At 37.9% G+C, this 20,863-nt stretch carries 18 protein-coding genes and 1 pseudogene; 17 read left to right on the forward strand and 2 right to left on the reverse strand.

Annotation, left to right across the window (positions count from 1 at the left end; all coding sequences use genetic code 11):
* Nucleotides 1-30 precede the first annotated feature (30 nt).
* The 4 genes from HPE56_RS19400 (at nucleotide 31) to HPE56_RS19415 (ending at nucleotide 4,633) form a co-directional block, all read left to right on the forward strand.
* On the forward strand, nucleotides 31-951 hold the full coding sequence (locus HPE56_RS19400; RefSeq protein ID WP_188245404.1) for an NAD(P)-dependent alcohol dehydrogenase: 921 nt from the start codon (nucleotides 31-33) through the stop codon (nucleotides 949-951).
* Nucleotides 952-1,112: 161 nt separating this feature from the next.
* The gene (locus tag HPE56_RS19405; protein ID WP_188245405.1) at nucleotides 1,113-2,222 is read left to right on the forward strand and encodes a helix-turn-helix domain-containing protein; all 1,110 of its coding nucleotides are present in this window, start codon (nucleotides 1,113-1,115) and stop codon (nucleotides 2,220-2,222) included.
* A gap of 80 nt (nucleotides 2,223-2,302) precedes the next feature.
* Complete coding sequence (locus tag HPE56_RS19410; protein WP_188245406.1) at nucleotides 2,303-3,778, forward strand: serine hydrolase; 1,476 nt, start codon at nucleotides 2,303-2,305, stop codon at nucleotides 3,776-3,778.
* 240 nt (nucleotides 3,779-4,018) lie between these two features.
* Complete coding sequence (locus HPE56_RS19415) at nucleotides 4,019-4,633, forward strand: DUF6624 domain-containing protein (protein WP_188245407.1); 615 nt, start codon at nucleotides 4,019-4,021, stop codon at nucleotides 4,631-4,633.
* 192 nt (nucleotides 4,634-4,825) lie between these two features.
* On the opposite strand, the pseudogene HPE56_RS20690 reads toward HPE56_RS19415, so the two are convergent.
* Nucleotides 4,826-4,909 (reverse strand): annotated as a pseudogene (locus HPE56_RS20690) (transposase); the annotation flags it as partial.
* A 172-nt stretch (nucleotides 4,910-5,081) separates the two neighbouring features.
* Here HPE56_RS20690 and HPE56_RS19420 point away from each other — a divergent pair.
* From HPE56_RS19420 to HPE56_RS19445, 6 genes are all read left to right on the forward strand, one after another.
* Nucleotides 5,082-5,501: a DUF2147 domain-containing protein gene (locus HPE56_RS19420; RefSeq protein WP_188245408.1), complete on the forward strand. Its 420-nt coding sequence runs from the start codon at nucleotides 5,082-5,084 to the stop codon at nucleotides 5,499-5,501.
* A 305-nt stretch (nucleotides 5,502-5,806) separates the two neighbouring features.
* On the forward strand, nucleotides 5,807-7,567 hold the full coding sequence (locus HPE56_RS19425; RefSeq protein ID WP_188245409.1) for a serine hydrolase: 1,761 nt from the start codon (nucleotides 5,807-5,809) through the stop codon (nucleotides 7,565-7,567).
* 349 nt (nucleotides 7,568-7,916) lie between these two features.
* Nucleotides 7,917-8,384 carry a YcxB family protein gene (locus tag HPE56_RS19430; RefSeq protein WP_188245410.1) on the forward strand — a complete coding sequence of 156 codons (468 nt, stop codon included), beginning with the start codon at nucleotides 7,917-7,919 and terminating at the stop codon, nucleotides 8,382-8,384.
* A 272-nt stretch (nucleotides 8,385-8,656) separates the two neighbouring features.
* Entirely contained in the window at nucleotides 8,657-9,247 is a 591-nt protein-coding gene (locus HPE56_RS19435; protein WP_188245411.1) for a DUF1349 domain-containing protein, read from the forward strand.
* Between the two features lie 62 nt (nucleotides 9,248-9,309).
* The gene (locus HPE56_RS19440; RefSeq protein ID WP_188245412.1) at nucleotides 9,310-9,975 is read left to right on the forward strand and encodes an RluA family pseudouridine synthase; all 666 of its coding nucleotides are present in this window, start codon (nucleotides 9,310-9,312) and stop codon (nucleotides 9,973-9,975) included.
* 174 nt (nucleotides 9,976-10,149) lie between these two features.
* Nucleotides 10,150-10,908, forward strand: a complete 759-nt coding sequence (locus HPE56_RS19445) for a CPBP family intramembrane glutamic endopeptidase (RefSeq protein ID WP_223170386.1) — start codon at nucleotides 10,150-10,152, stop codon at nucleotides 10,906-10,908.
* Between the two features lie 24 nt (nucleotides 10,909-10,932).
* Here HPE56_RS19445 and HPE56_RS19450 read toward each other — a convergent pair whose 3' ends face one another.
* A complete protein-coding gene (locus tag HPE56_RS19450; RefSeq protein WP_188245413.1) occupies nucleotides 10,933-11,991 on the reverse strand; it encodes a PAS domain-containing sensor histidine kinase in 1,059 nt (352 codons plus the stop codon).
* Between the two features lie 699 nt (nucleotides 11,992-12,690).
* Here HPE56_RS19450 and HPE56_RS19455 point away from each other — a divergent pair.
* From HPE56_RS19455 to HPE56_RS19485, 7 genes are all read left to right on the forward strand, one after another.
* On the forward strand, nucleotides 12,691-13,503 hold the full coding sequence (locus tag HPE56_RS19455; RefSeq protein ID WP_188245414.1) for a carboxypeptidase-like regulatory domain-containing protein: 813 nt from the start codon (nucleotides 12,691-12,693) through the stop codon (nucleotides 13,501-13,503).
* Nucleotides 13,504-13,793: 290 nt separating this feature from the next.
* The gene (locus HPE56_RS19460) at nucleotides 13,794-14,759 is read left to right on the forward strand and encodes a tRNA dihydrouridine synthase (protein WP_188245415.1); all 966 of its coding nucleotides are present in this window, start codon (nucleotides 13,794-13,796) and stop codon (nucleotides 14,757-14,759) included.
* 45 nt (nucleotides 14,760-14,804) lie between these two features.
* Complete coding sequence (locus HPE56_RS19465) at nucleotides 14,805-15,776, forward strand: bile acid:sodium symporter family protein (RefSeq protein WP_188245416.1); 972 nt, start codon at nucleotides 14,805-14,807, stop codon at nucleotides 15,774-15,776.
* 197 nt (nucleotides 15,777-15,973) lie between these two features.
* Complete coding sequence (locus HPE56_RS19470) at nucleotides 15,974-17,335, forward strand: sodium:solute symporter family transporter (RefSeq protein ID WP_188245417.1); 1,362 nt, start codon at nucleotides 15,974-15,976, stop codon at nucleotides 17,333-17,335.
* The gene (locus HPE56_RS19475) at nucleotides 17,332-18,150 is read left to right on the forward strand and encodes a metallophosphoesterase family protein (RefSeq protein ID WP_188245418.1); all 819 of its coding nucleotides are present in this window, start codon (nucleotides 17,332-17,334) and stop codon (nucleotides 18,148-18,150) included. Before HPE56_RS19470 ends, HPE56_RS19475 begins: the two co-directional genes overlap by 4 nt.
* A gap of 578 nt (nucleotides 18,151-18,728) precedes the next feature.
* Nucleotides 18,729-19,319, forward strand: a complete 591-nt coding sequence (locus tag HPE56_RS19480; protein ID WP_394355066.1) for an RluA family pseudouridine synthase — start codon at nucleotides 18,729-18,731, stop codon at nucleotides 19,317-19,319.
* A 117-nt stretch (nucleotides 19,320-19,436) separates the two neighbouring features.
* The gene (locus tag HPE56_RS19485; RefSeq protein WP_188245419.1) at nucleotides 19,437-20,762 is read left to right on the forward strand and encodes a Kelch repeat-containing protein; all 1,326 of its coding nucleotides are present in this window, start codon (nucleotides 19,437-19,439) and stop codon (nucleotides 20,760-20,762) included.
* Nucleotides 20,763-20,863: the final 101 nt, after the last annotated feature.

Raw genomic sequence — 20,863 nt, forward strand, 5'->3', positions numbered from 1 at the left:
AAAACATTTTCAGTAATCCAAAAAACCAACATGAAAGCCGTTGTTCACGAAAAATATGGTTCACCAAAAGTCCTTATGATAAAGGATAAAAAAAAACCGAAACCCAAAACTGATGAAATTCTGGTAAAAATACATGCAGCTACGGTTACTTCAGGTGATATACGACTTCGGGGTTCTGATTTCCCACCTTTATTTTGGCTTCCTGCCCGATTGATATTTGGCCTTTTTGCTCCTAAAAAGAAAATTTTGGGCCATGAATTAGCTGGAATAGTTGAGGAAATAGGACAAAGTGTTACTGAATTCAATGTTGGTGATAGCGTATTTGGAACCACGACAATGCTAAATACAGGTTCATATGCCGAATATATCTGCTTACCCCAAAAATGGAAACATGGTGTGGTTGCATTGAAACCGGAAAACCTGGGGTACCAAGAAGCTGCGGCATTACCAGTTGGAGCCATGACCGCCATGTACCTGCTGGAGAAAGCAAATTTGAAGCATGGACAAAATGTATTGATTTATGGTGCTTCTGGAAGCGTTGGCAGCTATGCGGTCCAAATTACCAATCAGAAAGGATCAAGAGTAACAGGTGTGTGCAGCACTCCGAATTTCGGAATGGTAAAATCATTGGGTGCTGAAAGTTTGATTGACTATACAAAAGTGGACTATTCCGATGGCAATGAAAAATTCGATATCGTTTTTGATGCTGTTGGAAAAACATCCAAAGCTAAAGCAAAAAAGGTACTAAAGCCTGGTGGCAATTTCGTTTCGATTAAAATGCTGACCAAAGAGAGCAATGAACATATGAGGTTGATAAAGGAAATGGCTGAAAAGGGCGAATTAAAACCTTTTATAGATCGATACTACACATTAGATGAAATTGTTAAAGCCCATGAATATGTTGAACAAGGAAAAAAAAGGGGTAATGTGGTCATTTCGATTATAAATTGAAACGAACACAGGTCAATTACTATTAGTAATTACTTTTTTCCCCTGCCTTCCGAAATTCCACAGGGATTACCAAGTTGGTGTGTCCTTGTATCGTAAAGTGCTAACCCCCACAACTACCCATAACCGGGACTGTTGGCGGCAAAAAAATAACCACAATATTATTGGAGAACAAAATAGAATTTATTAGGATTATCGGAGAGATTGTTGTTTTTATAATGATACTTCTTTCTGTTTTTCTATTTACGGTTAAAACAAAAAACAAACTATCCAATAGACTTTTTGGTATTTACCTATTGGTCATAGCCTTTGACTTAATTGGTTTATTCACAAACAAAACTGTGGACTATCCCAACATCCATATTTTAAAGGTTTCCTCTAGTTTATTACAGCTACCCCTATTTTACCTATACGTATTAGCTGCTTGTTATTCCAATTTCAAGCTTAAGAAAACACACATCATACACGGCCTTTTGTTCTTGTTATTTGCCTTCATTTTTAAGATAACTGCCTTTTCCGACCAAAGTGTATTGTTTTACGAAGTGATTGGAGAGCTACAATTCCTGACTTACATCATTGCAGTATTCCTTGTTTTGAAAAAATACAAAACACTATATCTTGAAAATTACTCCAATGCAAATTATGCCATTTATAAATGGATATTCCAAATCACGGTGTTTGCTTGTATAGCCCACTCTTTTGTACTTATAAGATGGTATTTATCCAATTCCATATACCAACAGTACATTCTTGATATCAATACCTTGATAAGCGTTTGTGTCTTATTAATAACTATCTTTTTTGTTTTAAAGGCATTATATCAACCCGACCTTTTTACTGGTGTCAATATGCATTTAAAGCCTGTAAAATCGATTATTGAAAAGAACACATCCAAAACGATTATTCAAAAAAGCACTTCTGAAAATCAATATCTGAAGAAACTTACTTCATTTATGGATATCGAAAAACCATATTTGGATTTTGAGCTTACATTACAAAAACTCGCTTCACAATTAAATATTTCTGAAAAGGAATTATCCATACTGATCAATCATCATCTGGGGAAACATTTTTTTGACTTTATAAATGAGTATCGAATAAATGAAGCCAAAATCATTTTGAAAGATCCTGATAAGGAAGACATCACTATTTTAGAAATTTTATACCAAGTAGGTTTTAATTCTAAATCGTCTTTTTACACGGCTTTTAAAAAAACCGCGAATCAAACGCCAACACAATATAGAAAAGAAGCGCTTTCCTTGAAATCCAAATAAAAATCAGTCCGACTTTCTTTATTCGGACTTTTAAAATCCCGTGTTTTTCCATTTTTGCTGAAAATCAATAAAACACAAGGATGAAATTCATATACCTACCCGTATTCGCATTATTCGCACAAATATGCTTTAGTCAAGAAAACATTCCAGAATTAAGGGGAATTGAAAATGACATAACCCTTTTGATCAAGCAATACAATGCTGTTGGATTATCCGTTGCTATAGTAAAAGATGATAAAATCATTTATTCCCAAGGATTTGGTTATCGGGATTTGGAAAACGAATTACCTGTAACAACAAATACTGTTTTTCCTATAGGTTCAACCACAAAAGCATTTACAGGTTCTCTTTTGGGCATATTGGAATCTAACAATCAAGTTTCATTAAAAGACAAACCAGCTCTCTACGTTCCTAATTTTCAGTTTTATAATGATAAAATGAACAATTTGATAACCATTGAGGATCTATTATGCCATAAAAGTGGTATTGGGAACCAAGGTACCTCAGAAGTATTTTTTCCAAACAAAGACAAATTAATTGTCGTACAACGGTTAAAACATTTAAGACCAGAAGGCGAGATTAAAAACAGCTTTGAGTATAGTAATATGGGATATACCCTTGCAGGAACTATCGTTGAACAAATAACGGGGAAAAGCTGGGAAACCAACATTCAAGAAAAAATATTTGGGCCCTTGGCCATGACAAATTCCTATACCACACTCCAGGAGATGCAACAATCAACGAATTATGCCTTACCCTATGGCTTATATAAAGGCACTATAGAAAAAGTCAAATTCGAGGAATTTCATTCCATTAGTCCTGCCGGAGCAATCAAAAGCACCGTTAATGATATGTCCCATTGGATGTTAACATGGTTAAACGATGGTGTTTTCAACGAGACTAAAGTGATTCCTTCAGACTATATACATAAAGCAACAAGACTTCAAAATATCAAAGGAGGGAATTATGATAAGGATGCTTTCCTATTTGGGGATGGATTTGGATGGCGTTTAAGATCGAGCTATGGACATTACCGAATAGACCACGGAGGAAACACATTTGGTTTTAGTTCCGCTTTAATAATGTTCCCTTTTGAAAAAATAGGTGTTGTTGTTTTAACAAATCAAGATAATACGTTACTCCCACATTTGATCGCCGACAATATTACAAGAAGGTTATTTGGACTCAGTCCCGAACCGGAATATCCAGTTAATGTCACTGAGATTTTTAAACCCAATAATGAAACCAAACCCCTTGATAAAGAGAAATTGCCAACCCATTCCTTAAGTTCGTTTTGTGGAACATATCATGCAAAAGGATTTGGAAAAATTGAGATAGTCCATGAAAATCAAAAATTGTATGCTGTTTTACCTACTTATAAATTTCTGTTGGAACACTTAAATACAAATTCATTTTTCTTGAAAGCGACCAATGAATTCAAGGACGTTTATAACCCACAATATACCATTCAATTCATGACCAATACAGAAGGGAATATTTCAACATTAAAAATGTATTCACAAAAAGAACCTATTGATTTTAATAAAGAACAATAAACTATCGCTGCTAAGTATATAATCAATGGTTGGCCACTTTAAGGGTTACATCGAGAATCCCCATGGATTTCCCGTTCGGTTTGTATTGATTTAATTAGGCACCTAAAACCTCTAGCAATCCTTACCCCCTACCCATGGTCCAAAGCGTTACCCCATACCCCAAGGGACTTGCACCCTCAAGATTAATTAACTACTTTCCTGTAGTTAAAAAGATGCCCATGCCGGGTACACAATAGCACTATGAAACAAACTATTCTTATAACAATCATATTTAGCATCGGTTTTTCAGTATTAGGTCAATCTCAAAAGGAATTCGATTCGCTAAAAATCAAATTAGGGACGATATTTATGAAAGACCAAACTTTTAGACGTATCTATATTGAGGCGGAAAATAAGCTTGGGAAAGATTCGGATGCCTATGAATATTTTTGGGAAGTTGTGGAAACCCAAGATAAGATTCTTGAGAAAGAAGTGACACGTATTATAGATAAATATGGCTGGCTTGGGATTTCCCAAGTTGGCAGATTGGCAAATGGAACCCTATGGAGTGTTTTGCAACACGGCAGCGTTGCCTCTAAAGAAAAGTATGCACCATTATTAAAAGCTTCTGTTTTAAAAGAGGAATCACAACCCAGTCATTATGCCCGTCTTATTGATAGAATGTTGATTAACTCTGACCAACCTCAATTATATGGGACTCAAATTAACAATCAATCCAATGATGTTCCTACTTTCTTCCCAATCGAAAAACCTGAATATGTAAACCAAAGAAGAAAAGAAATTGGTCTAGAAGAAATTCAAAGTTTTGCTAAAGAAAGGGGACTTGAATGGAATATTGCCCAAAAAGAAAAATAACTGTTAAAAACACTGGTAACCGTTGCACATGACCATAATTCCTAAAACAGAGCCCCCTATAACCACTTTTAACGACGGTTTGGTTCTTTTAGACAACCGGACAACTTCGATTCTAGGGGAAACCCACAAGTGATCTTTCAGCGCTGCAGCACCTGTTTATCCAAAAAAGGGACAAAGCAGGCATTCCCGCCCACTTTTCACTCGTTTTTCTATAAATTTCAGGTACTTCTTCAGATTGTAGACCATGGCGGACAGGTGCATCACCTTGTTCGGCTGCATATCGAAAGTTACGATCGGTCCCTGATCGGCAATTCCGTTCTAAGACTTTTTTCGCTAACTTGTGCAACAGGCACAAAACTTATAAACGATACAGGCTTGGGCTTTAATCTTAGGGTTTGTGTATATTTATGAAGTCGCTTAATCCAATAATTAATAACATCCAATAATCATGAAATATCTGTACCTTTTATTAATGTTGACTTTTTGTTCTATAACTCATGGGCAATCCATTATCGGACAATGGGAAACCTATGATGATGAAACCCAAGCAAAAAAAGCACTTATCGAAATTTATGAAAAAAACAATCTCTTTTTTGCCAAAATAGTTAAAAGCTATAGTAGCGAAAAAGATGCCGTTTGCGAAAATTGTAAAGGAACTAAAAAAGGAAAACCGATCAATGGTTTAGTCATTATTGAAAATATCAAAAAAGATGGGGATGAATTCAATAGTGGAACTATTCTCGACCCTGAAAATGGAAAAATTTACAAATGTTATTTAGAATTGGTAGACAATTACAAACTGAAAGTAAGAGGCTATCTTGGGCTTTCCCTTTTTGGAAGAACCCAATATTGGATTAGGAAGGAATGAAAAACCAGGCACAATAATGGTAACCGTTGCACAAGTCCATTATTCCTCAGACAGAGACTTCCATAACCGCTTTTTAAGGCGGTTTTGTTTTTTAGACCACCGTGGTACCCAGATGCTTGCGGAACCTGTAAATGCCCCTTAAGGTTGTTGACTACCTACCTTAACGATCATTACCAAACCACGTATATTATGGATATATTTGAACTTACCCCCTCTATGAACAACAAATGACAGATAGGTGACACTACTATGTCGTTATAAAAAACAAGCTACACCAATAACTTTGCACTAACAAAAACACAATTATGGAAACTCAATCAATTGCAAAGAATTTGGTGTATCAAAGAAAGTTAAAAGGATATACTCAAGAAGAATTATCAGAAAAAACACAAGTTACCATACGTACCATACAACGGATAGAAAAAGGAGATGTCAATCCACATCTTCAGACTATAAAATTATTGGCTGCAGCATTAAATATAGAAGTTGACGATTTATTGGTGTTAGAAAATCCTAAAGAGGAAGCTTTACTGAAAAAGTGGTTGATCTTACTCCATGGCACTCCTTTTTTAGGATTCATAATACCTTTGGCCAATATACTCTTCCCCTTATTCCTTTGGATTCATAAAAGAGAGGATAATAAGATCTACGACAGGCATGGTATAAAGATTATTAATTTTCAGATAACAATGACCATCCTCTATATATTATCAATGGTAGCGTTGTTAACAATTGAAAAATGGGGATTTTTACTTTTTATATCCGTTATACCGTTTAGCGTAATTGTAATGCTTTTTAATATCATAAAATCACTTAATTCCCAAAAATGCTATTACCCTTTATCAATCCCATTCATTAGCGGTAAAAAAAGAAACCTATCCATAAAAATGATGGTCGTGTTGATAGGCATGGTATGTCTCACAAGTTTTTCCGACAGGGATAACCCGAATATTATCCGATTGGACGGAACGGAAATAGTCAAGGATTCCTTAACTAGGAAAATTAATCTTTTGATGGAAAACGCAAAGGTACCAGGTATGACAGTGACTGTTTTCAATGAGAATAAAACGGTATATCAAAGAAGTTTTGGATATCGGGACTTTGAAAATAAAATAAAGTTGAATGATTCAACTAACATTTATGGAGCTTCTTTTAGCAAAGCCGTTTTTTCGGTATTGGTAATGAAATTGGTGGAAGAGGGCGTTATTGATTTAGACACGCCTTTGGAATCGTTTTTACCTAAAAAAATATACGAATTCAAGCCCGAAACAAAATGGCATGATGATTATTCTGCCTTAAAAAACGATAGTCTATACCATAAAATAACCGCTCGAATGTGCTTAAACCACACCACGGGTTTTGCAAATTCCAGATGGTTTGAATCGGATTATCAACTCCGTGTTAACCGAGAACCGGGCACTAGATATAGTTATTCAGGAGAAGGATTTATTTATTTACAAGTCGTGTTAGAAAAATTATTAGGGAAAAACCTGGAAGAACTTGCGCAACAAAAGATTTTCAAACCTTTAAAAATGAATCATACCAGTTATAAATGGTTATCTCGATTCGAAGAAAATTTTGCCTATGGCCATAATACATTGGGCGAAAAATATATAAAAGATAAGGACAATGAACCTCGGGGCGGAGGTACTTTAGAAACAACATCCGAAGACTATAGTACATTTTTAGAAGCTGTGCTGCAGCATAAGATCATTTCAAAAACATCATGGGATGAACTATTCAGACCTCAAATAAGAATTCGTTCAATCAAACAATTTGGACCCTTAGCCCTAAAGGATTCTACTTTAAATGACCATATTCAATTGAGCTATGGATTAGGATGGGGAATTTTACAAACTCCCTATGGTAAGGGAGTGTTTAAAGAAGGTCATGGGAATGGATTCCAGCATTATTCAATACTCTTTCCAAAAGCTAAAAAGGGAATTATGATTATGACCAATAGTGATCATGGAGAAAGTATCTTTAAAGAATTATTGGAATTCGCAATAAAGGACACTTATACTCCATCGGAATGGGAAAATTACATTCCGTATAAAAAACAATAAACTACAGCCAATACCTATAAACGTTGCATATACCCCCATTCGTTCAAAAAAGAACGGATTCCCATGGACCCTTTGCGATGCCTTTTTTGTGCCGATCCTGAAGCGAAAAGCTTGTTTTCCATGCTTTATATGGAGGCGGGGATGTAAACTGGATACTGTCTGAAATAAACCTTAAGCATCAATTTTATTCGGACGAAATCCAAGATAAAGCTACTTGATCAATACTTCCTAAGCAAGCCCTTGGGGAATTTGACCCGTGGACAGAATTTAATTTACAGACCCGGACTTTTACAGTAAATTTGAGCCATATAAATTTTCAATCCTGCTATTACAAAACGCTTGAACAATCATGAGTAACCTGAAAATATCCCAAGCCGAAAAAATTAAAATATTCTTAAATGAATACTATTTTGGCAATAAATCCTATAACTCCATTTTAAGAATTGTGGCAGGTCCCGTAATTCTGATACTGGGTTTCCTTATGTATATGCATGGAAACTCGAAACTTGGGATTGGCTACTCCGGTTTTATTATTTTTTACGGAATATATTATTCGTTAAAACCCTTCATTATCATTTTTATCCAAAAATCCAGGTTCAAAAATATTGACCCAAATTACCAAATCCAATCGGACAAAATCATAATACAATCCGGTAAAAGTAAATCTGAACTGTATTACTCTGAATTGGAAAACATATTGAAAAGGAAAACATATTTCGCATTGAAAACGAAATCGAAACAAGGCATATATCTACCGGTTAGGATATTGGAAGCTGAAGAAATCGATATTCTCGACAGACTGAAAAAAAACCAATGAATATCGAGCAGACGGCCTTAAGCGTTAAAGTCCATAGTACACTTCACGCACCACCATACATACGAATCATGTAAACGGTGGTTTATAAAGAATCTTATCGCCTCTAGTATTCCATTTCGGCCTACGTGCACTATGCCTTCCGGAACCAAGAGGGTATCCTTCGTATCCTGGCTTTAACATTACATTTGAAACGACTATATTTATATTCGCTAAACCGAGAGTTACTAAATAGACCAGCCAAGACCCTTGGTAATAATTTGAAAAAATCAAGCATGAAGAAATTTCAATGGTTCAATGAGCCTGATCAATGGGAAATGATAAATGATTCCTCATTATCGATGTTCGTTACCCCCTATACCGATTATTGGAGAAAAGCGCATTACGGATTTACGGTTGACGACGGACCTTTTTGCTACTTGAACGTAGGGGGTGAATTCGAGGCAAAAGTGAAAATCACGGGAGATTATCAAAGCAGGTTCGACCAAATGGGTCTTATGGTCCGAAAGGACGAAAAAAACTGGATCAAGACCGGGGTTGAATTTGTAGATGGGATAGTCAACCTTAGTGCCGTAGTTACCCGGAAAAAGAGCGATTGGAGTGTTGTGGCTTTACCTGAAAACCCCAAATCGATATGGCTTAAGGTTAAACGGATCGGAGATGCTATAGAAATCTTTTATTCACTTGACAATCAAGATTATAACATGTTTCGGCTGGCTTATTTTCCCAAAAACACCCCAGTTATGGTCGGCCTTACTGCCGCTTCACCTGATGGCGATGGATTTAATGCCTTGTTTGAGGACTTTGAGGTCATTCATCTTCCCGACTCGGAACGTAAAAAGTGGTTGAAAAACAATATGGAATAGCCGACAACCAAACTTCTTGACCGTATGGATACCATGTTGGAATTTGAAAAAGAGAACTGCTGATGCCGAACCTGGAAGTAATATATGAGAACAACGATTTTATTGTTGTGAACAAAATGGCCGGACTTATCAGTGAAAAGAGTCCGTATGAGGATATAACGGTCGAAAACCAAGTGCTTAACCACGTATCGAAAAACAAACGAAAGCCTTATGTTGGTGTCATCCATCGATTGGATCGGGTAACCAGTGGTGTATTGGTATTTGCCAAGAAAAAAAGTATCCTGGTAGAATTCAATGCGCTATTCAGTAGCCGGAAAGTGCAAAAAACATATTTGGCCATTGTGAAGAACAAGCCGCCAAAGAACCGGGGAACCCTTGTCAATTTCCTGGTAAAGAACAATCTTGAAAAAAGAGCGGACATCGTTGCATCAAAATCAAAAGACACCCAAAATTGTATGCTTTCCTATCAGGTCATCAACCAAAACGATATGGGTTACCTTCTGGAAATAAAACCGAAAACGGGGCGATTCCATCAAATAAGGGCACAATTGTCCCATATAGGCCTTCCTATCATCGGTGATGAAAAATATGGTTCCGACCAGGAATACCTCCCGCTATCCATTTGTCTGCATGCCTGGAAAATAACCTATCAAACCGAAAGTTCCCAGGAACAAAAGACCTTCGAAGCCCCTTTGCCCAAAAACGCTTTTTGGTCCTTTAAATCCTAGTGAACCTTGATTTAAAAAATCAATGGTACTATCTTGTCTTCCTGCAGATGATTTAAGTGTTTTTAATATGTTTGGTATGGAAACCAAGGTTTTACGCCTTTCGTATACGGCAACTCCCCTACACCATCCGTCAGGATATAAACCGTAAAACCGCCATCAAAAACGACCGTACAAATGAAAACAACCATGGCAAAGGAACTGAAACCCTTCTGGAGTAACTATTTCGATTTTAATTGGAAATTCGGGTTGTTCTTGATTCTTCTAATCTGTATTCCCCGGTTTATTTTGGTTTTGAATGCCAATGAAACGGCAAATTACGGATATATCGGTCTGGTCATGCTCATATCAGCAATTGCTCCATTCCTGTTCTTGAGCAAGGACGGAAGGAAGGCTATTGGGTTGACACGACCAAAGAACCTGCACTGGTTGGCATGGGCCTTTTTAGGCGGATTGCTATTCAGTATGCTCCTCTATTTTTTGGGAGGGTTCCTCTACGGGCACTCCTTTGGGAATTGGTATGCCTATATAGGCAGATCATATAATATCCCGACAGGAATACAACATGATGATAAACTAGTCATGTTCTCCATAATGGCCATAACCGGAATGATCTTCAGTCCGATAGGGGAAGAATTCTTTTTCAGGGGTATTGTCCATTCGAGTTTTGCGAAATCGGTTGGTGATTTCAAAGCATCGATTATTGACAGTTCCGCTTTTGCCCTGACCCATATTTCCCATTTTGGGTTGGTATACATACATGAAGAATGGAGGTTTTTGACTTTCCCGACCCTTATTTGGGTCATAAGCATGTTTTTGGTAAGTATCCTGTTCTATTTCTTTAGACGAAGAACCTCCTCCCTATTGGGATCGGTAATTTGTCACGCCTCATTTAACCTGGGTATGATCTATTGTATTTTTTACTTTCTAAACTGATTGAATTCGGGGAACATGGAGTCTTTACGCTTTGAAGGTAATGGTGAAGGCGGTACCCTCGTTGACCTTACTATCCACACTGATACGGCCCCCAAGGCTAGTTACATGGTTGTACACCAAATATAGCCCCACCCCTTTGCTATCCTCATTTCCATGAAATCTTTGGTTCAGATTAAAAATCAAGTGTCCCACTTTATCCATATCAAATCCAAGTCCATTATCGGAATATACAAACGTCTTTTCCCCGTTCTTTTCTTCCGTACTGATAGAAATAACGGGTGAAACCTGTGGTTGTGCGTATTTGATTGAATTGGTGATGAAATTCAGACATATACTTTCCATATAAGCGGAATTGAACTGTACACTTTCCAATCCTGAAAAATCTACCTGGAATTCAGCCTGCGACTTCGCGATCAAGGTGCCTATGGTTCCTTTGACTTTCCTAAGGGTAGTATCGAAAACGACCTCCTCCAAGCTGTCATTGGAATTATCGTGTACTTTAAAGGCGTCTATATAAGTATTCAGTGAATTCTTCAGTCCTTCTGCAGAAAGGCGTATAAAACTGAGTATTTCCAAAGTCTCTTCATCCCCGATTTTACTTTGATCAATTAAATCGACCATAGAAATCAAATTATTCACTGGCGATCTCAAATCATGGGAAGTTCTATAATTCAACTGCTTGAGTTTCTCGTTGGATTGGGAAAGTTTACTTAAATGTAAAATACGCTCGTTCTCCAATTCTTTTTTATAGGTAACATCCTTGGCGATGGCATAGATCAATCGCTCGTTATCCATAGGTATGGCCGTCCAATGGAGCCAGACAATCTCCCCGGATTTACACACATACCGATTTTCAAAATTCACCAACGCCTCATTACGCGTTAAGTTTTTTCTATTGGAAGCCGTACGCTCCTTGTCTTCCCCATAAATGAATTCGGAAATCAATTTTGATTTTAATTCCTGTTCTGAATACCCCAGTAATTGCATTAAAGCTGGATTTACATTCACAAAATAACCCTCATAATTGGCAATACAAAGGCAATCCATCGATAGGTCAAAAAAAGGTGCTAACTGGCTATACATTGGTTTTTACGGTTTTGATAGGGTAATTCAATGGATAACGTATAAAACCCGATGGTTATTAGTAATACACCTGTGAATTTCCAATTTGCACAAATGTAAGTGATCGCTTGAAATACCACCACCAACATCTTTACCCAATTTTCCAAATCAAATGTAAATAAGTTTAAAGTAAACCGAAGGCCATAGGGGGAACATTTGGCAAATAATTGGATTTTGATAAGAAATATGGTGGTTATCGCAAAAAAATCAAGCAAAAAATCCAATATCGTCTTTTCAAATTTGTGGTTCCTACGAAATAGTGTATCCGTCATCCCGATGGTCCGTTTAAAGCACCGATTAAAATGGGCCACCTCATTAAAACCCAAGGCATCGGCAACCTCAGCTATCGCTATTTCATAAAATCCCTTTGATGGGGTTTAAAATCAACATCATCCAATTTCTTGCTCCTTAGGTTGTCATAAATCCTCGGTTGGATAAAAAGTACTGCTTTTATACAACCTAGTAAACCAATCACCATAGCTCTGGGATTCTTAACCCTCCTTTTTCTTCTTTTGATCGCATTTGCTTCATACCTGGCAGACGGACCGGTTCGGTATGTATTTCCCAATTGGATGTTAAAAACACACAACGAAGCCCTACACAAACCCATTATCATTTATTTTTAAAAAAGCATTTCATCCAAATTTCAAAATGTAACTCTTGCAGAAGCGTTTAAAATCTTTACTACCCTTATTAATGGTGTTGGCCTCATTCACTGGATTTGGTCAGAAAAACACAACGCGTTTACATGGACAGGCCAAAAGCTTTAAAAATGATGTTTCCAACATATTGATCATCAACCTAAATTCAAAGAAATCGACGATTACCGACGCTTTGGGAATGTTCACTATTGAAGTTAAATTAAAGGATACACTTCGATTTACTGCGGTTCAATACAAAACAAAGGAAATTAGTATTACCGATTCAATCTTGCTTGAAAATCCGCTTATCGTGAATCTCGTGGAAAACGTTATCAATTTAAATGAAGTCACCGTTACGCCCTACAATCTAACCGGTAAGATTGACCTCGATATTGAAAGGCTTGCCATCAAACCCATGATTACTTCGTCATCATTGGGGTTGCCAAATGCGAATATTGACGTAATGACCCAAAGTGAACGATTGCTTTTAGAAGCTGATCGAGGAAAATATGTTTATTATTATGGTATAGCCATGGTCATAAACACTCATAAATTAATGAATAAAATTTCTGGGAGAACCAAATCCTTTGAGGAAATGGTCGCCCGAGATGGGAACATGGAGATCGAAAAAGAAATCATAGCCAAGTTCTCAAAGCGAACAATATCAGAAAATTTCGACATTCCCGAAACGAATATTGACGGATTTCTTACCTATTGCATGTCACAACAGGATTTTCAAACCTTATCACAGGCAGCAAATTCGATGGAGTTATGGGAATATCTGAAGGCAAAAAGTCTTGAATTCAAAAAGTCGGACCTATTAAAGGAATAGTATTATTTATCCTTGTTTTATTTCTATTTGGTTCCTCTTTAAATGTTCGACATAGCAAGAAGGATCATCCCGCAACTGTGGTTATAGTGCAAATTTCAATCATCCCATACCAAATTTGTACGTTTACGGACTGGGAAACAGCCTGGACCCCACGTCCCGTGACCCAAAGTTACTCCCACTTCTTTTTGGAATCCGCCTTTTTAATATCAACTGGCATCCATTAACCTTGGTATATTCCTAAACCAAAACCATCAATCAATTACCCTATCTTTGTCCAATTAAACAACAAGATGTCCCTAACGCTGCTTTCATCCCCTTTGCAAGGTTTTACCGATTTTAGGTTTCGCAATGCCTTCAATCATTACTTTGGTGGTATCGACACCTTCTATGCACCATATATTAGACTTCATGGGAAGCTAAAAATAAAACAGTCCTATCAGAACGACCTGTCACCAGAAAACAACACCACCTTGGAGGTTATTCCACAAGTAATGACCAACGATGCCGATGAATTTATTTTTGTTGCCAAATACGTGCAAAGTTTGGGCTATAAGGAATTGAACTGGAATTTAGGCTGCCCCTACCCCATGGTCACCAAATCGGGAATGGGCTCTGGCTTAATTTGTAATCCCATAAAAATCAATGGGATTTTGCATCGTGCACACAACGAAACGGATATTTTGGTTTCCATGAAAATGAGGATGGGATACGAAAACGCAGAGGAAATCCTGGACACCTTTCCCATATTGGATCAATATCCATTAAAGAACATCGCTATTCATGCCAGAATAGGCAAGCAACTCTACAAAGGACCCGTAGATTTGGATGCTTTTGAAAAATGTATCGGTAGCACCAAACACAAGTTGTACTATAACGGGGACATTACCAGTGTTTCCGCTTTTACAGCCATTAAAGAACGTTTTCCGAGTATTGATCATTTTATGATCGGCCGTGGTTTGATCGCCGATCCTTTTTTGCCGAGTATGATAAAGAATAACACCACGGAATACCCCAAAGACCGATGGGCCATTTTTTCGGAATTCCATGATACAATATACCAACAATACGACGCGTATCTCTCTGGACCAACCCCCATAAAAATGAAGATGTTGGGATTTTGGGAGTACTTTTCCCAAACTACAGCCAACCCACATAAAACATACAAAGCCATAAAAAAAGCTTCAAACCCCATAAAATATAGAGCAGCGGTCAATCAAATCATAAATACGGAAATGAAAGTAAATCGTACGTATTAAAAAACTTGTTGATACGATCTGCAATGGCTAAAAATGCTAAGAGTTATGAAAATAAAGATTGATGGATTTGTGCTATCGATTATAGCGGTAATAGGTTTTTCTTATATTTTTCCCCAATGGGGAATAGAAGAAAGTAAAATCCCCATCGACACGATCAGTGCCATAGGAATTGCGCTTATATTCTTTTTTTACGGACTTAAATTGAGTCCGGAAAAACTAAAAGTAGGAGTTAAAAATTGGAGGTTGCACCTTCTTGTGCAGGCATCCACCTTTTTGATATTTCCATTATTGGTTTTGGTATTCCGTCCCTTCATACAAAACGAAGAACAAGAAATCATCTGGTTGGCCTTTTTCTTCTTGGCCGCGCTTCCATCGACCGTATCCTCATCCGTGGTCATGGTTTCCATTGCAAAGGGCAATATACCCGCGGCCATTTTCAATGCCAGTATTTCCGGGATCATAGGTGTGGCCCTAACCCCTTTATGGATGGGGTTATTTGTTCAACATGCACAAACGGATTTTGATTTTACCGATATCTATATAAAACTCTTTGTTCAAATCATCCTACCGGTGATAATCGGAATGCTTTTACAGCGATTTTTTGGGGAATTGGCCCAAAAATATACCAAGCAATTAACCCTGTTCGATAAATCCGTTATCCTACTCATCATATACAAAAGTTTTGCTCGATCTTTTAATGACAACATCTTCAGTTCGGTCTCCATTTTGGATTTGTTGCTTCTTGTTATTTCCGTTTTAACCTTGTTCGGCATCCTATTCTTTTTAACACGTTTCTTGGCAAAGAAAATGAACTTCAGTATCGAAGATCAAATCACCGCCCAGTTTTGTGGGACGAAAAAATCATTGGTACACGGAACGGTATTTTCCAAAATAATCTTTGGCAACATCGCTACGATCGGTATTATCCTTCTGCCCCTTATGCTGTTCCATGCCATACAATTATTGATTATCAGTATGGTCGCCTCGAAAATGGGTGCTAAAAACAGGGAAGGGTAACCTTACATATTTCAGTTCCCCGATAGATCTTGGAAACCAAACGGTCGAATAGTGCAAGCCATTTCCTGTCCGAAAACAGGAAGAAAATAGAATTCGCGTAAACTGTACCTTTATACAATGGTTACAGCCCATTGCAGCCTTTCTAGAACATGTATAATAGATTAAGTAACTTCACCCCCTTAAAAGGTATTTATTAAATGGCGGATTCGCTCATCCTACAATGGATCATTTTGGTGGTTTTCGGAGTTTTATTCTTCTTTATCGCACCATTTTCCAAGACAAAAAACCAATTTTTTTCGGCAGTCTCAAAAAAAGGAAAAAAGCCGGATTTAATTATTCTAACCAGTAGTTTGGTTATTTCATGGATATTCTCCAAATCCATTACCAATGCGGCCAATTTGGGTTTGGAGTTTGGTATTGTAGGGGGTATAGGGTACGGAGTATATTACTTTTCCTTTTTAGTGGCAGGAATTGTTTTGTACCAAATGAGGGTGAAAGGCAATTTCCAAAGTATACATCACTTTTTAACTACGAGATACGGTAAACATGCCGTTATTCTCTTCTCCATTTTGATAGGTATAAGGCTGTTTAATGAAGTATGGTCCAACAGTATGGTAATTGGCAGCTATTTTGGCGAATTAGGTTCAATTTCCTACTATTTTTCCATTGCTGTTTTTACTATCATAACGTTGGCTTATGTACTAAAGGGTGGACTAAGAAGTTCTTTGCTCACCGATTTAATTCAAACACTCTTTTTTGGATTTTTATTAATTCTGATTTTAGGGGCGATTTTACCAAACGGAAAAGAAGGTGTCCCAGAATATATGGGATCCGGTACTTGGCAATTAGACCAAGGTGTCAATTTTATTTTAGTTGCTTTTCTTCAGATATTCAGCTACCCTTTTCATGACCCTGTAATGACTGATAGGGCTTTTATCAGTGACCCCCGAACCACACTTAAGAGTTTTGTCTTTGCCTCGATCATAGGCTTTGTCGCTATCGTCCTATTCAGTTTGATCGGGGTCTATGGCCAATTTAATGGAATCGCAGGACAGGCTACGGTAGAAGTGGCAAAATCGGGAGGAATCCTTATTATGCTGGCCATGAATTTTATAATGATTACCTCTGCGAGTTCTACCCTGGATTCCGCTTTTTCCTCATTTTCAAAATTGGTGGTAAAGGATATGAACATAAAAACGGGCCACCCGGTAAAAACAGGAAGATGGATGATGTTACTCATTGCTGTCGCGGGAACAGTGCCTATATTTATGAGTCCGACCATCCTTTCCGCAACCACTATAAGTGGAACAATGGTAGTAGGCCTGGCTCCCGTTTTTCTTTTTTGGAAGGTTGAATCCTCTTATCTTTCTTTTTATCTGCCGGTAATTTTCGGGATATTGATGGGGATTGTCTTGGCTTCAGGCTATTTCCCGGAAGGATTGCATTTTTCAAACGGCAAATATGCCGATTTGCTTTCCGCCAATCTTATTGGGTTGATTGGTGCCATTATTCTTTTTTTCATCCCCAAATTATTTACTTCTAAACCGTCCTTTTCATGATACAAAACCTAGGAACCCTAACTGGAAAAATTTTGCTTTTTGGCGGAGTCTATTCCAATTTACAAGCTTTGGAGGCATTATTGGATGTTGCCCACAACCTAAATATTTCTAGCCGTAATATGATTTGCACAGGGGATATTATCGGTTATTGTTCCCAGCCGGAGGAAGTGTGTGACCTAATGAGAAAGAACAACATTAAAACTATTGCCGGAAATGTCGAAGAACAATTGCGGGAAGGTGAAGGGGATTGTGGATGTGATTTTGAAGAAGGAACGATTTGTGATTCATTATCAAAACAATGGTATCCGTATGCACAGCAACAAATTTCCAAATCGACCCTACATTGGTTGAAAACAATTCCAATGCAAATGAAATTTCGTTTTGCAGCCAAAAACTTTTGGGTAGTACATGGTTCTTGTTTTAATATTTCGGAATTTATTTTTAAATCAACCCCTTGGGAAGTAAAGGAAAGGAATTTCATTAAAACCAATGCGGATATTATCATTGCCGGACATTGCGGCCTACCTTTTACAGATAGCCAAGGAGATAAAACATGGCTTAATCCTGGGGTAATAGGAATGCCCGCGAATGATGGGAACACCACGGTATGGTATGCAGTGCTTGAAGAGGTAAATGGCAAAATAGAAATTTCACATCATCCTTTACAATATAATTTTGAAATGGCTTCTACATTAATGGACAACCATGAGCTCCCAAAGGAATATTCCAATACTTTAAAAACAGGAATTTGGGATAATTGTGATATCCTCCCTGATATGGAAACCAGTCATCAGGGAAAGGAAATCAGGTTTTGACCCAAACTTTGAAAACCGACACTTGATCTCCTTCATATATAAGAAGAGGAATTCCATAAACCCAATGTTTAGGGATTTTATCTTGGAGGGTCCAAGGAATTATATAGAGGTGTCCCGGTTAGCAGTATATTTGTAAAAAACAAACCAAAAAACGGATACAACGGAATTTAATAGTAGGCTAAAGCCGATTTCCAAGGTTCTGGGGATACCCAAAAAACATGACCATTGACTCTCGACCATACCCCTGGAGCTTGTTTATGGATAAGGCTTTAACACCCATACCTAGTTAAACAAAGAATAATATCAACCCATCAGAAATACATATTGTCCCCAAGCAATCGACCCCTATTCGACTCCAAGAATACGGTGTAGGTATTTTCGAGGCGGTTTCAACAAAATCGGCATTAAAAAAAGCCCTGAAGAAAAAGTATATTAAGGTCAATGAGGTAATTGCCACAACGGCAACTTTTATAAACGGTGGGGAATGTATCAGCTTATCGGTCATAGAGGAGCCAAGTACAAATAAAAAACTGGTCTTTCCCCTTCAAGTTTTATTCGAGGACGATTACTTAGCGGTCATCCATAAGCCTGCGGGAATTTTAGTTAGTGGCAATAGTTTTAAAACCATTGCCCATGCCCTACCCCAAAACTTAAGGAAAAGTAACCTGCCCGATGCAACAACCCCACAACCCGTGCATCGATTGGATTTCGCAACCACTGGTATTTTATTGATTGGCAAAACGAACCAAAGCATTCGCGCCCTTAACAAACTATTTGAGAATAAGTCGGTTAAAAAAACCTACTACGCGATTACCATTGGAGAAATGGAGGAAAGAGGGGAAATCATTTCAGCGATTGATGGTAAAAAATCACAATCGAATTATACACTTTGTGACTCCGTACCCTCTGAAAGATTCGGTAGACTCAATTTGGTGGAATTGGGACCCCGAACAGGCAGAAGACATCAATTGCGGAAACATCTATCCCATATCGGAAATCCCATCTTGGGCGATAAGGAATACGGAATCGAAAACCTGATCTTAAACGGTAAAGGGTTGTATTTACACGCCTACTCCTTAAAATTCATCCATCCATTTACTCATGGGGAAATGCACTTTAAAGATGGACTCCCCCAAAGGTTTAAAAAAATATTCCACACATTACAATAGCGCTTTGACATACTTTGAAAGTTTGTTGAAATCAAGCTGTTTTTCATGGATCAAGAAATTTCAATACGATTCAATAATTACTAAATTTGGAGGTCATAAACCTTTCTGGAATTAATTATGTGTAAAATCGACTTTTCTTTAAAGTTCCACCTTCCCTTTGTATTGTTTTTAGCTCCTTTTTTTCTTTGTAGCCAGACTACCGAAAAAAATGGTGGCCAATGGATCGATAAAAATGAATCTGAAAATTATACCGCACGTCATGAATGTTCATTTGTACAAGCGGGAGATGCCTTTATTTTACTCGGGGGAAGGGAATCCGCACAAACGTTGGAATTGTACGATTTCAAAAATAATACCTGGAAAAAGGCGGCGAATAGTGCCCCCAAGGAATTCAACCATTTCCAAGCCACTTTTTATAAGGGGTTTGTATGGATCATTGGTGCATTTAAGACCAATAGCTTTCCCCAGGAAATACCCGAAGAAGCCATTTGGCTATACCACCCGCCTACCGACCAATGGATCAAGGGACCTGAAATCCCTGAAGATCGTCGACGGGGTGGTGCCGGTTTAGTCGTTTACAACGATGTGTTTTATATCGTCGGAGGTAATACCATTGGCCATGACGGAGGATATGTAAACTGGTTCGATGCCTATAACCCTAAAGACAATAGTTGGACCGTTTTGGAAAATGCCTCACAGAAAAGGGATCATTTCCATGCAGCCGTCATCGACGATGTTCTGTATGCAGCCGGCGGCAGGCAATCCGGTGGTGAGGGAGGCGTTTTCTCCCCCTTGGTTGGTGTCGTTGATATCTATGACTTTAAAACCAACAAATGGTCAACGTTGAAAAACGATTTACCTACACCGAGGGCCGCACCGGGCATTATAGTCTATAAAAAGGAATTGTATGTCATGGGGGGCGAAGGGGAAAAAAAGGGTCCGGCCTTTAATATTGTGGAAGCCTATAATCCGAAGACCGAAAATTGGACGACGAAGACACCGATGCATTATCCCAGACATGGTACACAGGCCATTTTATCCGGGGAAGGTATTTATATTGCTGCCGGCTCCCCTACCCGAGGTGGGGGAAACCAACACCATATGGAAGTGTATCATAAAGACCAACCCTCAGGTGAAAAATTAATTGCTTCCGAATTGATCGTACCTAAAAAAGTAAAGATCAAACCTGGAAGCACCCAAACGATCACCGTACATAATAAAAACGGTACTACGGGCAGTTTTATCACTTCAATTGCATTGTCCGGAGCGGCAAAAAGGGATTATAAAATCCATTCGAAATCAGCTTATTTCCTAGTGGATCCCGATGGACAATTTGATATTGTGATCGAACACCTTGGTGGGGTTTCCAAGGAAAAGGCAAGTCTTGACATCAAATACAATGGCAACCTTAAGAAAACCATTGCGTTAGAACCAAGGGAATAGGTCTTATGGAAAAAAGTAATCTTCCATTTAAAAACATCGCATTCTGTTTTGGACTTTTTATTATGGCCATGGGTGTGGCCTTATCGGTCAAAACTGATTTA

This window comes from Maribacter aquimaris (genome assembly GCF_014596745.1).
Classification (GTDB): Bacteria; Bacteroidota; Bacteroidia; order Flavobacteriales; family Flavobacteriaceae; genus Maribacter_A; species Maribacter_A aquimaris.